The sequence below is a fragment of the Phaeobacter sp. LSS9 genome, from assembly GCF_003443595.1.
Classification (GTDB): Bacteria; Pseudomonadota; Alphaproteobacteria; order Rhodobacterales; family Rhodobacteraceae; genus Phaeobacter; species Phaeobacter piscinae.
In genome coordinates, this window is sequence record NZ_CP031956.1 from 3,021,330 (window position 1) to 3,033,574 (window position 12,245).

15 protein-coding genes are annotated in these 12,245 nt (G+C 62.3%); 11 read left to right on the plus strand and 4 right to left on the minus strand.

The window, feature by feature from the left end; translation table 11 throughout:
- Positions 1 to 34 precede the first annotated feature (34 nt).
- Complete coding sequence (locus D1820_RS14415) at positions 35 to 982, minus strand: L-threonylcarbamoyladenylate synthase (RefSeq protein WP_118069526.1); 948 nt, start codon at positions 980 to 982, stop codon at positions 35 to 37.
- A gap of 132 nt (positions 983 to 1,114) precedes the next feature.
- On the opposite strand from D1820_RS14415, the gene D1820_RS14420 reads away from it, so the two are divergent.
- From D1820_RS14420 to D1820_RS14445, 6 genes are all read left to right on the plus strand, one after another.
- The gene (locus D1820_RS14420) at positions 1,115 to 2,821 is read left to right on the plus strand and encodes an acyl-CoA dehydrogenase (RefSeq protein ID WP_118069527.1); all 1,707 of its coding nucleotides are present in this window, start codon (positions 1,115 to 1,117) and stop codon (positions 2,819 to 2,821) included.
- On the plus strand, positions 2,818 to 3,855 hold the full coding sequence (locus D1820_RS14425; protein ID WP_118069528.1) for an MBL fold metallo-hydrolase: 1,038 nt from the start codon (positions 2,818 to 2,820) through the stop codon (positions 3,853 to 3,855). The genes D1820_RS14420 and D1820_RS14425 overlap by 4 nt, the downstream gene beginning before the upstream one ends.
- A 24-nt stretch (positions 3,856 to 3,879) precedes the next feature.
- A complete protein-coding gene (locus D1820_RS14430; RefSeq protein WP_040171316.1) occupies positions 3,880 to 4,344 on the plus strand; it encodes a DUF6173 family protein in 465 nt (154 codons plus the stop codon).
- An 82-nt stretch (positions 4,345 to 4,426) separates the two neighbouring features.
- A complete protein-coding gene (locus D1820_RS14435) occupies positions 4,427 to 4,912 on the plus strand; it encodes a hypothetical protein (RefSeq protein ID WP_118069529.1) in 486 nt (161 codons plus the stop codon).
- Positions 4,913 to 5,000: 88 nt separating this feature from the next.
- The gene (locus D1820_RS14440) at positions 5,001 to 5,135 is read left to right on the plus strand and encodes an aa3-type cytochrome c oxidase subunit IV (RefSeq protein ID WP_024098525.1); all 135 of its coding nucleotides are present in this window, start codon (positions 5,001 to 5,003) and stop codon (positions 5,133 to 5,135) included.
- Positions 5,136 to 5,143: 8 nt separating this feature from the next.
- Positions 5,144 to 5,812 carry a hypothetical protein gene (locus D1820_RS14445; RefSeq protein ID WP_118069530.1) on the plus strand — a complete coding sequence of 223 codons (669 nt, stop codon included), beginning with the start codon at positions 5,144 to 5,146 and terminating at the stop codon, positions 5,810 to 5,812.
- Positions 5,813 to 5,892: 80 nt separating this feature from the next.
- Here the strand turns inward: D1820_RS14445 and D1820_RS14450 are convergent, their stop codons facing one another.
- Together D1820_RS14450 and D1820_RS14455 are read right to left on the minus strand one after the other, a co-directional pair.
- A complete protein-coding gene (locus D1820_RS14450) occupies positions 5,893 to 6,228 on the minus strand; it encodes an AzlD domain-containing protein (protein ID WP_024098523.1) in 336 nt (111 codons plus the stop codon).
- Complete coding sequence (locus D1820_RS14455) at positions 6,225 to 6,950, minus strand: AzlC family ABC transporter permease (protein WP_118069531.1); 726 nt, start codon at positions 6,948 to 6,950, stop codon at positions 6,225 to 6,227. The genes D1820_RS14450 and D1820_RS14455 overlap by 4 nt, the downstream gene beginning before the upstream one ends.
- 59 nt (positions 6,951 to 7,009) lie before the next feature.
- On the opposite strand from D1820_RS14455, the gene D1820_RS14460 reads away from it, so the two are divergent.
- From D1820_RS14460 to glp, 5 genes are all read left to right on the plus strand, one after another.
- The gene (locus D1820_RS14460) at positions 7,010 to 7,912 is read left to right on the plus strand and encodes a formate dehydrogenase accessory sulfurtransferase FdhD (protein ID WP_118069532.1); all 903 of its coding nucleotides are present in this window, start codon (positions 7,010 to 7,012) and stop codon (positions 7,910 to 7,912) included.
- A gap of 62 nt (positions 7,913 to 7,974) precedes the next feature.
- Complete coding sequence (gene mobA, locus D1820_RS14465; RefSeq protein WP_118069533.1) at positions 7,975 to 8,616, plus strand: molybdenum cofactor guanylyltransferase MobA; 642 nt, start codon at positions 7,975 to 7,977, stop codon at positions 8,614 to 8,616.
- A complete protein-coding gene (mobB, locus tag D1820_RS14470; RefSeq protein ID WP_118069534.1) occupies positions 8,613 to 9,104 on the plus strand; it encodes a molybdopterin-guanine dinucleotide biosynthesis protein B in 492 nt (163 codons plus the stop codon). The genes mobA and mobB overlap by 4 nt, the downstream gene beginning before the upstream one ends.
- Positions 9,101 to 9,913, plus strand: coding sequence for a molybdopterin guanine dinucleotide synthesis (locus tag D1820_RS14475; RefSeq protein ID WP_118069535.1), 813 nt, complete (start codon positions 9,101 to 9,103; stop codon positions 9,911 to 9,913). Before mobB ends, D1820_RS14475 begins: the two co-directional genes overlap by 4 nt.
- Positions 9,910 to 11,166, plus strand: a complete 1,257-nt coding sequence (glp, locus tag D1820_RS14480; RefSeq protein ID WP_118069536.1) for a gephyrin-like molybdotransferase Glp — start codon at positions 9,910 to 9,912, stop codon at positions 11,164 to 11,166. The genes D1820_RS14475 and glp overlap by 4 nt, the downstream gene beginning before the upstream one ends.
- Positions 11,167 to 11,177: 11 nt before the next feature.
- On the opposite strand, the gene D1820_RS14485 is transcribed toward glp, so the two are convergent.
- Complete coding sequence (locus D1820_RS14485) at positions 11,178 to 12,197, minus strand: hypothetical protein (RefSeq protein WP_118069537.1); 1,020 nt, start codon at positions 12,195 to 12,197, stop codon at positions 11,178 to 11,180.
- Between the last annotated feature and the right edge of the window lie 48 nt (positions 12,198 to 12,245).

Below are 12,245 nucleotides of genomic sequence, written 5' to 3' on the forward strand. Positions count from 1 at the left end.
GATCAAGACATGCTGACGTTTTGGGGACTGCCGGTCAGCGCGGCGCAGCGGCGCGGCGCAGCCGGTCGTTGATGGCGACGCCCAGCCCGGTCTCCGGTATGGGGGCGACAGCGATGGGCTGTGCTCTGGCGTCGAGGCGGTGCAGGTGGCCAAATAACTGCGCGGCCGCCTCGCGCAGGTCACCGCTGGCGGACAGGTTCAAATCACATTCCATGGCGCCAAAGCCAAGGTAGAGTTCACCGTCCTGCGGGGCCGTGACGTTCAGGCGGACGCTGGCGCGGGGGGCGTAATGTGACAGCAGCTGTCCCGGCGCGGTGAGCGGATCGCTGGCATCGCGCAGGTGCAGGGGCTGGCCCAGAACCGCCTCGATCTCTTCTGCGGCCAGCCCACCGGGTCGCAGCAACAAGGGCGTGCCAGTGGCCAGTCCGATGATTGTTGACTCCACACCAACACCGCAGGGGCCATCGTCAACAACCGCGGCGATCCGCCCATCGAGACCTGCGATAACATGGGCGGCGGTTGTCGGACTGATCTTGCCCGACGGATTGGCCGAAGGCGCGGCCACCGGACCATCCAGCACAGACAGCAGCGCGCGGGCGGCGGGATGGGCAGGAATGCGGATACCGAGGGTGTTCAGCCCGGCGGTGACCAGAGGTGAAATACCGTGGTCCTCGCGCAGCGGCAGGACCAGGGTCAGCGGGCCGGGCCAGAAGGCGTCCGCCAGCCGATCGGCGATATCGGACCAGATCACATGGCGCTGAGCGGTTTCGACCGAATGGACATGCGCGATCAGCGGATTGAAGCTGGGGCGTCCCTTGGCGGCATAAAGCGCCTCAACCGCGTCGGTCTGGCGGGCATCGGCGCCCAGTCCGTAGACGGTTTCTGTCGGAAAGGCGACAAGCTTGCCCTCCTGCAACAGGTCCGCAGCGGTGCTGATTTCCTGCGGCTGAGCGGTCAGGAGGCGGGTTGTTGGGCTGGACATGGCTGGTGACGCGGCGTTTTGGTTGCTTGAATAAAGGGCCCGGTTAGGTAATCGGACAAGACGTTCAACATAAAGGTTTGGGGCAATGATGCCAAGGCTGCCCCGACCAGCTCTCTCTGAAAGAGGCCAGACATGACCTTCCGCGCCCCCGTTCCCGAGTATCAGTTTCTTCTGAACCACATCGTTGGCTATAGCGATATTTCCGCAACTGAGCGGTTCAGCGAGGCGAGCGACGATGTCGTGACGGCAATCCTGACCGAAGCCGGGAAGTTCTGTGATGAGGTGATGGCGCCCTTGAACCGGGGCGGCGATCTGCAGCCGGCGCATCTGGAAAATGGGGTGTTGCGCACGTCGCCGGGCTATGCCGAAGGGTGGCAGGCGATCTCCGAGGGGGGCTGGATCGGGATGAGCGCCTCTGAGGCGTTTGGCGGCATGGGGCTGCCGATGACCCTGACCACCGCCGTGAATGAAATGATGTCGGGGGCCTGTCTGTCGCTGCAACTGGCACCACTGATGAGCCAGGGCCAGATCGAGGCGCTGGAACATCACGCCAGCGATGAGATCAAGTCGCTGTATCTGCCGAAGCTGATTTCGGGCGAATGGTCCGGCACCATGAATCTGACCGAGCCGCAGGCGGGGTCCGATGTGGGGGCGCTCAGCTCCAAGGCAGAGCCGTTGGACGACGGCACCTATGCGATCAGCGGGCAGAAGATCTACATCTCCTGGGGTGACAATGATTTTGCGGGCAATATCTGCCATCTGGTGCTGGCGCGCCTGCCCGATGCGGCGCCGGGCACCAAGGGAATTTCGCTATTTCTGGTGCCGAAGTATCTACCAGATGCCGAAGGCAATCCCGGCAAGGCCAACGACCTGAAGGTGGTGAGCCTGGAACACAAGATGGGTCTGCACGGCTCACCCACCTGTGTGATGCAATATGATGGTGCCATTGGCTGGATGATCGGTCAGCCGGGCGGTGGTCTGGCGGCGATGTTCACGATGATGAACAACGCCCGTCTTGGCGTGGGTGGTCAGGGCGTTGGCATTGCCGGCGCGGCCTATCAGAAGGCGCTGGCCTACGCGCTGGAGCGCAAGCAGGGCAAATCTGCGTCTGGTACCATCGTTGATCATGCGGATGTGCGCCGGATGCTGATGGAGATGAAGGCAGATCTGTTTGCCGCGCGTGCGATCCTTCTGGCCTGTTCGCAGGCGATTGATATGCAGACCGCCACCGGTGCGCAGGAGTGGGCCGCGCGGGCGGCTTTCCTGACGCCGATTGCCAAGGGTTTTGGCACCGAAACCGGGATGCGGGTCTCAGAGACCGGTGTGCAGGTTCACGGCGGCATGGGGTTCATTGAAGAAACCGGCGCGGCGCAATTCTACCGCGATGTGCGGGTGACGGCGATTTACGAGGGCACCAACGGTATTCAGGCGATGGATCTGGTGGGCCGCAAGATGATGGACGGTGGTGACATGGCACACCGTCTGATCGACGAGATCGAGGAACAGGCCGAACGCGCCCGCACCACCCATCCGAATATGGCCGAAGCGGTCTGGCAGGCTTGCGAATCCCTGCGCGAGTCGACTGAATGGCTGACAGCACAGGATGACCTGGACGAGCGTTTTGCCGGGGCGGTGCCTTATCTGCATGCTTTTGCACGGGTTCTGGGCGGGCATTATCATTTGGCGGCGGCGATGGCGGATCTGGGAGGGCCGCGTGAGAAGCTGGCACGCTTCTACATCAACCGGATGCTGCCAGAGCACGCCTCCCTACTGGCGCATGCGCAGGCGGGGAGCGCGGGCGCGCGGGCGCTGACACTGGATGAGTTGGCAGACGGATGACCAGCCCGCGCCCAGACGGCCCATGGAGTGAACCTCCCGCGCAAGGCGAGGCGATCGAGGTGGCGGAAGGCGTGCTCTGGATGCGCCTGCCACTGCCGATGAAGCTGGATCATGTGAACGTCTATGCGCTGGACGACGGCGATGGCTGGACCATCGTGGACACAGGTATGTCGTCGAACAAGACCCGTCGGATCTGGGAACAGCTGATGGCGGGGCCATTGGGTGGCAAACCGGTTCGCCGGGTGGTCGTGACCCACCATCACCCGGACCACATTGGGAATGCGGGATGGTTCCAGTCGGTGCATGGCGCCGAGCTGGTGACCACGCGCACGGCCTGGCAGTTTGCCCGCATGCTGACGCTGGATGTGCAGGAAAGCTGGCCGGAGGAGACGCTGGCGTTTTATCGCAGCGCCGGGATGGATCCGGCGATCTATGACGCGCGGGTGGCGGAGCGGCCATTCAATTTCTCTGATACGGTCTATCCCATGCCGCTTGGATTTACCCGTATCAAACAGGGCGACCTGTTCCGCATGGGCGGGCGTGACTGGGATGTGCATATGGGCAATGGCCACGCGCCGGAGCATGCAACCTTCTGGAGCCGCGATGACAATCTGGTGATCACCGGGGATCAGATCCTGTCGTCGATCAGCCCCAATATCGGCGTTTATGCCACCGAACCCATGGCCGATCCTGTGGCGGAGTGGCTGGAGGCCTGCGAGCGCCTGGCACCGCTGACACGGCCTGATCAGCTGGCCTTGGGCGGTCATAAGCTGCCATTTCTTGGACTGCCGCATCGCATGGCGCAGCTCATTGACAATCATCACGGTGCGCTGGCGCGGTTGCTCGATCACCTTGATGAGCCGAGGTCTGCGGCAGGGTGCTTTGCCCCGTTGTTCAAGCGCAAGATCGGGGGCGGGGAATACGGGCTTGCTTTGGTCGAGGCGGTGGCCCATGTAAATCATCTGTACCACCTGGGTCAGGTGGACCGCAGCCGCCGGGCTGACGGGGCCTGGCTCTACCAGCGCAAGGGGTGATCGACCCCTGGAAAGGGAGAGATCATGACAGATGAAATCGCAACAAGCGCCGAGGCTGCCGAGGCTGCTGTTCTGCCCTGTGTACATGAGGTCCATGCAGATCCTGATGCCTGCGCAGGAATCAAAAAGCTGCCTGAGCCGCTGCAAAAGCCGGTCGCAGACAAAAGCGCTGCACGCTGGGCCTATGAACGGCTGATCCTCTACATCAAGAATTTCGAAGAACAGCTGGATGGCGAGCATGAGGTCGCCATGGGGTTTGCCGGTGGCGATGCCGGGGTGATGCGGATTGAAGGTATGGGGTATTTTGACCCCGATATCATCACATATTACGGCAGCGATTCCAGCGGTGCGCGCACTCAGCTGGTGCAGCATGTTAGCCAGCTCAATGTTATGTTGCGGGCCCTGCCCAAACGCAATGAGGCAGCACCTGCCAATCGGATCGGTTTCCGTCTGGTGTCTGACCTTGAGGGCGACGGGTCTGAGACCTGATCGCGGGGTAGCACTATCGCTGTGGGGTGGCGTTGCGCTGTTTTGCTGCGTCGCCGCGGGCGCTGCTGCCGGGGATGCGGAGGTGCCAGACGGATATTGGCAGCGCTTGGAGCGGGCCGCGCATCAGGCGCTGATGCAGGAGGTCGCAGCGGCTGGGGGTGAAACAGCGCCGTTCACCACGGACGGCTGTAGTGGTGGTTTGTCGGCGATCTGGCGGCAGCTGAGCGGACAATCCGGGGCTGATGGCGGCCCGCCGTTTGAGGCCTGCTGTGTGATCCATGACCGGAAATATCACAACGCGGCTGGGATTGGCGGTGCAGATCCAGCCGTGTCGGAAGCGGCAGAACTGGCGGCGGCCAGTCAAGGTGCGCGGTTGGCAGCGGATCAGGCTCTGCGCCGCTGCGTAGAGACAAATCTCAGCGCCAAAGACCCCACAATCGCCAATCTTGCGTCACCAGTGGCGACTGCGGTCTATGCAGCCGTGCGATTCGGTGGTGCGCCCTGCTCGGGGTTGAGTTGGCGTTGGGGGTATGGCTACCTGCCCTGCCGTGGCAATTTCACCCGCTGATTTGATCCGGCTGCGCCCGATTGACGTGGTGACAGGGTCCGTGAAATCCAGTATTCAGCGGAAAACAGACGCGTATAGGAATGGACATATGGCTGACCATAAGCACGGTTCGATGGATATTACCGTTCAGGAAAAGACCTACGAAGGCTTCCTCAAATTCACCACCCGGTTCTGCATTGCGGCGCTGCTCTTTGCGGTGTTCCTTGCAATTTTCGCGACCTGATCACCCTCGTGAGCGGTTCTGATCTTAACCTGCGTTCCGGTATCCGGCGGCTGTCGACCGGATTGCGGGTTGCAGCGCTCGGTGTGGCGGTTGCTGCGCTGACGGCCTGTGCGGCCCAACAGCAGCCCAATGCCGATGACGCCACGCTTGAGCGGGTGGCCTATCGTCACAACGGTCCGCCTGCGCTGACGCTGTACACCATGATCAACAACCGCACCGGCAAGGGCGCGCATACATCGCTGATGGTCAACGCCTCAGAGCGGGTGATTTTTGATCCGGCGGGTTCGTTCTATGCAGATGTGGTGCCAGAGCGCGACGATGTGCTGTTCGGCATTACGCCGGGCGTAGAGAAGGCCTATCGCGGGTCTCATGCACGCAGCACGCATCATGTGGTGGTGCAGCGACTTGAGGTGACACCGGAGCAAGCGCAACGGGCCTATCAGTTGGTCCGGTCGAACGGGCGCGTGCCGGGCGCGTTTTGTGCCAATGCTACGGCATCAATTCTGAAACACGTTCCGGGGTTCGAGAGCCTGAACGTGACCTTTTATCCGGGTAACCTGTCGGAGCAGTTCGGCGCATTGCCGGGTGTCACAACGGAGCGTTACCGGGAAAATGACAGCGCAGACCTGCAAGAAGGTCTGGCGAAGAACAACGCAACGCTGAACGCGGGCGGTTGATCCCCTCGGCGCGTGCCACGACTGAAGATATTTGAAAAGCCGCAGCATCGCCTGCGGCTTTTGTTTTTGATCGGTATGGATCAGGCTGAAAACAGAAACAGCAGCAGAAAGCCAATCGCGCCACTGCCCATGGCGATCAGCACATTTCGCGTCCAGTAGCCGAGTGCGAAAACCGCCGCCGCAACCGCCAGATGCGGAAGGCTGGGCGTGCCGCCAGTCGGGGTCGGCCAGACCACCAGAGGCGTCACGAGTGCCGGTATGATCGCGACCGCCGTGTACCGCAAATGACGCATCAGCCAGGGTGGCATGCTGCGCCCGCCCATGAGCCCGATGAAGGCAAACCGCAGGGCGAAACTGCCAATGGCAAGACCAATGATAATGGTCCAGAGCAGGGTCGGATCGGGGGCTTGGGTCATGACGGATCCTTTGCGATTTGGCGGCGCTCCAGCCAGACTTCGGCCTGGGCACCGGCCATCATGCCAACGAGGCCTGCAACAATCAGGCCAAGGTTATAGGGCAGCGCAGTAGCAGGCAGGGCGGTGGCGACGGCGGCGAAACAGGCCACAACATGGGCCGACGTGCGCAGCATTGGCCCGATCATAGCCAAAAACGCCAGCGGCAAGACGAAATCGAGCCCCCAGCTGGCGGGGATCTGGGTGCCGACCAATGCGCCGATATAGGTGGCGATCATCCAGCCCGGCGCCACGCAGCCGTTGGTGCCAAAGAAATAGGCCATACGTTGCGACAGGGTCATCTGCGGGTGGGTTTCGAACTGCACAATGGAGAGTGCATAAGACTGATCAACCGTCAGATACGCGGCACAGGCGCGCTGCCACAGAGGAGCGCCGCCGAGGTACGGCGTAAGCGACGCCGAATACATCGCGACCCGCAGATTTACTGCCAGAGCGGAAATCAGGATGATCACCAGCGGTGTGTTCTCTTCCATCAGCTGCAGGGCCGTAAACTGTGCGGACCCGGCAAAGACCGAGAGCGAGAAGATCATGGCTTCGGGGACAATCAGTCCCGCTTCGGCGGCGAGAACGCCAAACAGCAGCCCAAATGGTCCCGAGACCAGAAGGAAGGGCGCGCCGTCGCGAAACCCCTTCCAAAACGCCGATTTCGTGGTGGTGATTGCCATGATCTGGTCCTAGGTTACTGCTCAGATGGCATAAGCCTGGTGGCGGAGGTTTGCAATTGATGGTGGCTGAAGAAGGCTCTGATCTGGCGTCGGTATTGGCCGAATATGTGATTGCCCCTGCGCCTGCTGATACGCGGCTGACGCGGGCGGTTCAGGGCATCGACCACACCGGCACGGCAACAGAAATCTCGGTGGTGGAGGAACGGCCGCTGACGATCTACCTCAACCGTCAGGAAATCGTGACGGCGATGACCATCGGGGATTATCCTGAGTATCTGGCACTCGGCTTTCTGCGCAATCAGGGCATGTTGCACCCCGGTGATGAAATTACTGCCATCGACTATGATGAAGAGCTGGAGACGGTGGTGGTTCGGACCGCGGTTGAAACCTCCTATGAGGACAAGCTGCAGAAGAAGACCCGCACATCCGGCTGCGCCGTGGGCACGGTGTTTGGTGATATGATGGAAGGGCTTGAGGGGGTCGTGCTGCCGCAGACACCCGTGCGTAGCTCCTGGCTTTATGCGCTGGCCCATAAGATCAATCGTACACCCTCGCTCTATCTTGAGGCCGGCGCGATTCACGGCACGGTGCTGTGCCAAGAAGATCGCCCGCTGGTCTATATGGAGGATGTCGGACGGCATAATGCCGTGGACAAGATTGCGGGCTGGATCCAGAGCACGGACGCAGAGGTGTCCGACAAGATCCTCTACACCACCGGGCGGCTGACCTCAGAGATGGTGATTAAGACCGCGATGATGGGGATCCCGGTGCTGGTGTCGCGATCCGGCTTCACCGCCTGGGGTGTGGAGATCGCACAGGAGTTGGGCCTGACACTCATCGGCCGGATGCGTGGGCAGCGGTTTATCTGTCTGTCCGGGGAGGCGCGGCTGATCCGGGATATGGATCCGGCCAATGTGCCCGCAGAGGCAACGGCGCATCGGCGCAAAAGTTCGGAGCGATAGGTGCCTTGCATGTGGGCTCTGCTTTTGACGCCAGGTCATTTCGCGCGCAAAGAGGAGATGTCATGAGACAAAACGGACCGTTGGGCGTCATCCTCGCAGGAGGTCTCGCGACCCGCATGGGCGGCGGTGACAAGGGACGCCTGCAAGTTAGCGGGTGCAGCCTGATCCGTCACGTGATCGATCGCCTGTCGCCGCAGGTGGAGCAGGTGGCCCTGAATGCCAATGGGGAGGCTGCGCGTTTCGACGACCTGGGGCTGCCGGTGATTGCGGACAGTATCGATGGGTTTGCCGGGCCGCTTGCCGGGGTGCTGGCGGGATTGGACTGGGCCGCCGAACAGGGGGCTGACAGCATCGTGACTGTCGCGGCCGATACGCCTTTTTTCCCGCAGGATCTCGTCGCGCGCCTGAGCGAAAGCGCCGCCGGGCAGGTGCATCCGCTGGTGCTGGCGACAACGCCACGCACTGGAGAAGAGTTGAAATCCGGTGGGCGCCGCCGGGTAAACCGACATCCAACCTTTGGCCTCTGGCCGGTGGCCCTGCGCGATGACCTGCGCGCGGCCTTGCAGGGTGGTCTGCGCAAGGTGGTGCTTTGGACCGATCAGCACCAGGGGCGTGAAGCCCTGTTTGAGGCCGAGCCTTTTGATCCGTTTTTCAACGTCAATACACCGGACGATCTGGCGCGGGCGGAGGCATTGTTGCGATGAAGGTCTACGGTGTCACGGGCTGGAAAAACTGCGGCAAGACCGGATTGATGGAGCGATTGGTCGCTGAGTTCTGTCGGCGCGGCCACAGTGTTTCGACGTTAAAACACGCCCACCACAGCACGGATGTGGATCAGCCAGGCACGGACAGCTATCGTCACAGGGCGGCTGGGGCGGCTGAGGTGATCCTTGCTTCGCCAAACCGGGTTGCGATTATGCAGGAGCTGCGCGGAGCGGATGAGCCGAGTTTTGTTGAGCTGTTGTCCAGGTTGCGCCCGGTCGATCTGGTGCTGGTCGAAGGGTTCAAACGTGAGACCCATCCGAAGATCGAAGCCTATCGCACGGCAGCGGGCCAGCCGCTTATTGCGCCCGAGGATGCGACGATCCGTGCCGTCGCCAGCGATGTTCCGCTTCATCTCGACAGGCCAGTGTTTGATCTGGACGATACAGCCGCGATTGCGGATTTCATCGCGGGGGAGATTGCCCTGTGATCCCGTGGCAGAGCTTTGCAATGGTGGACTGGTCGGGCGGCAAGGACCGTGGTGCAACGCCGCGCAAAGATGCGATCTGGGCCTGCGTCCGTCGTGACGGTGATGCGGATGCCCCTGTGTATCTGCGCAATCGCCAACTGGCAGAGGATTGGCTGACCGATCTGATCGAGGTCGAACTGACAGCTGGGCGCAGATTGATGCTTGGGTTTGATTTTCCGTTTGGTTACCCGGCCGGATTTTGCAGGGCGATGACCGGATCGGATGATCCGTTTGCCCTCTGGCACTGGTTCGAGGCGCGCATCGAGGATGCGCCCCATGATAACAACCGGTTTGATCTCGCCGGAAGCATAAATCGACAGTTTGGTGGTTTGGGGCCGTTCTGGGCCAATGGCCTCAGCCGCGATATTGCGGGGTTGCCACGCAAGAAAGACAACTACCGCAATCCGTTTCCCGAGCGCCGCGCGGTTGAGCATCACGCCAAGGGCAGTTTCACCTGCTGGCAAATGGCCGGTGCCGGAGCGGTTGGCAGTCAGGTGATGATGGGGCTGCCGGTTTTGGAGCGCCTGCGCCGCCGCTTTGCTGGACAGGTTGCAGTCTGGCCGTTCGAACCGCTGGACAAACCGGTGGCGCTGGTTGAAATCTGGCCGACACTGCTGGCTGGACCGGGACCGGATCATTGGATCAAGGATGCCTGGCAGGTCCATAAGGTGGCGCTGGAACTTGCGGGCCTACCCGTGGCAGAATTACAGCGGCTGTTGACCGTTACCGCGCCCGAAGAGGGCTGGATCCTGGGAGTAGATCAAATATGACCCTTGCCCCGCCGCCCCTGCGCAATGACTGCTTTGCTTTGCCCGCCGGGGTGGATTGGACGCCGGTAGATGTCGCGCTGGACCATCTGCGACAGAACCTGACTGCGGTGACTGCGGTTGAGAGTGTATCGCTGGCCGCAAGCCTTGGCCGGGTGCTGGCTGAGGACGTGTTTGCAGCCCGCAGCAACCCGTCGCAGGCGAATACCGCCGTGGATGGTTACGGGTTTGCCGGCCCGATAGAAGATGGGCCGCAGGTCATGCCGCTCACTGAGGGGCGGGCCGCTGCCGGGTTGGCCTATGAGGGGGAGGTCGCCGCCGGGCAGGCCATTCGTATCCTGACTGGCGCGGCGCTGCCGTCTGGTGTGGATACCGTGATCCTTGAGGAGGATGTCAGCCGGGAGGGCGCCGAGATCGCCTTTCATGGGCCGCTGAACACGGGCGCCAATACCCGCAAGGCGGGCGAGGATGCGGCTGCTGGTGATCTGATCCTGTCCAAGGGGCGGGTGATCACCCCTGCGGATCTGGCACTCGCCTCGGCGACGGGCGTGTCTGAACTGCCAGTGCGGCAGCTGCTGCGGGTGGGCGTTCTCTCTACCGGCGATGAGCTGGTGGAACCGGGGGAGCCTGCGGCGGCGGGTCAGATCTACGACGCCAATCGCCCGATGTTGTTGGGCTTGCTGACCCGGATGGGTTTCGCTGCTGTGGATCTGGGGAAAGCGCCCGATGATCGCGCGGCGTTGCGCAACTGCCTGGATCACGCGGCGACACAGGTTGATGTGATCTTGACCAGCGGCGGGGCATCTGCGGGGGATGAGGATCATATGTCGGCATTGTTGCGGGAGAGCGGCGCCATGCAGCAATGGCGGATTGCTTTGAAGCCGGGCCGACCTCTGGCGCTGGGGCTGTGGCAGGGGGTGCCGGTGTTCGGTTTGCCGGGAAATCCAGTTGCGGCGATGGTCTGCACATTGATTTTTGCGCGCCCGGCCATGGGGCTGATGGCGGGTGCGCGCTGGGTGGAGCCGCAGGGCTTTGATCTGCCTGCCGCCTTTCAGAAGCGGAAGAAGCCGGGGCGGCGGGAATATCTGCGTGCCCGCGTGCGGGATGGCAAGGTAGAGGTGTTCAAATCCGAAGGGTCAGGACGGGTCAGCTCTCTCAGCTGGGCGGAAGGGCTGGTTGAATTGGGAGATGGCGCGGCCACGATCCAACCCGGTGACCCGGTGCGTTTCATACCCTATGCAAGTTTTGGCCTGTAGCCCGCGCGGTGTTAGTCAAAGGTGCCAGCCACACGGCCCAACAGCATGAAGGCGCGTGCGGTGCGGGTTTCGCCCAGCGATGAAATATCCGTATCGCTTGCCTCTTCCTCGAACTCGGCCAGCATCTGATCAAAACGGCGCAGGAAGTGATGGGCCGCATCGCGAAAGATCGGATCCTGCTTCATCCGGGCGGAGGTCAGCGCAAGGGAACTGCGGTCGCGGACCCCGCCAAGGGCGGCCACGGCGCGGCCACGGGTGCCTTGGGCAAACTGACGCCAGATTTCAGGACGCGCCATATCGGGGCGCAGATCGTCCATGTAAATGCCATCCTGGCTGAGCAGGGTCAGCACATCCTGCGCGGCCTGAATAACCTGTGCAGCCTTACGATCTTGCAGGGCCAGACGCAGCGCGGCAAAGCCTTCCTCATCCTCTGCGGTTTCCGGAAAGTTCAGCGCGCGGATCAACTGGGTGGAGGGCAGCGGGGTGGCCAGATCCTCGGCGGGGGTGCCAAGTGCCAGAAGTCCCTGATCGGTCACCTCGCCTCCTGCTGCTGCGGCGGTGGAGATCCCCGGCATCGGCCGGTCACGGCGGCTGGTGTGGAAGGTGGCGAGGGCGGTTTCCGTCTTGCGGGTCGCGGCGGCGATTTCATCCAGCTTGCGCGTCACCGAAGGTTCGGCAACCGAGGCCGCCTGTTGGGCATGGGCAATATAGGCGTTGCGCATCCCGTCGATGGCCGAGTGGAGCCGTTGTGATTCATCCCGCATCACCTGCGCTGATCGCAAGGCGATGGCGCCCACCCAGATCAGCAGAACCGGCAGGATCACCGCGACGATGCGCAGCAGAATATCCGGCCATCCCGCTGCTGGCGTGTTTGCTGTGCCACCCAATACAAAGACCGCAACCACCACCAGAAACCACAGGGCGCTGAGCCCGAGTGCTGCGGCCTCGATCAGGCCAAAGACCGGTCGTTCCGGTGGCGCATCAAGGGCGCTGGTGGGCGGCGTTGCGGCTGGGGAACTGGAACGGGTCATACTGTTGCTCGGAAACAGGGGTGTACTGGGTTGGCATATGCCGCAGGG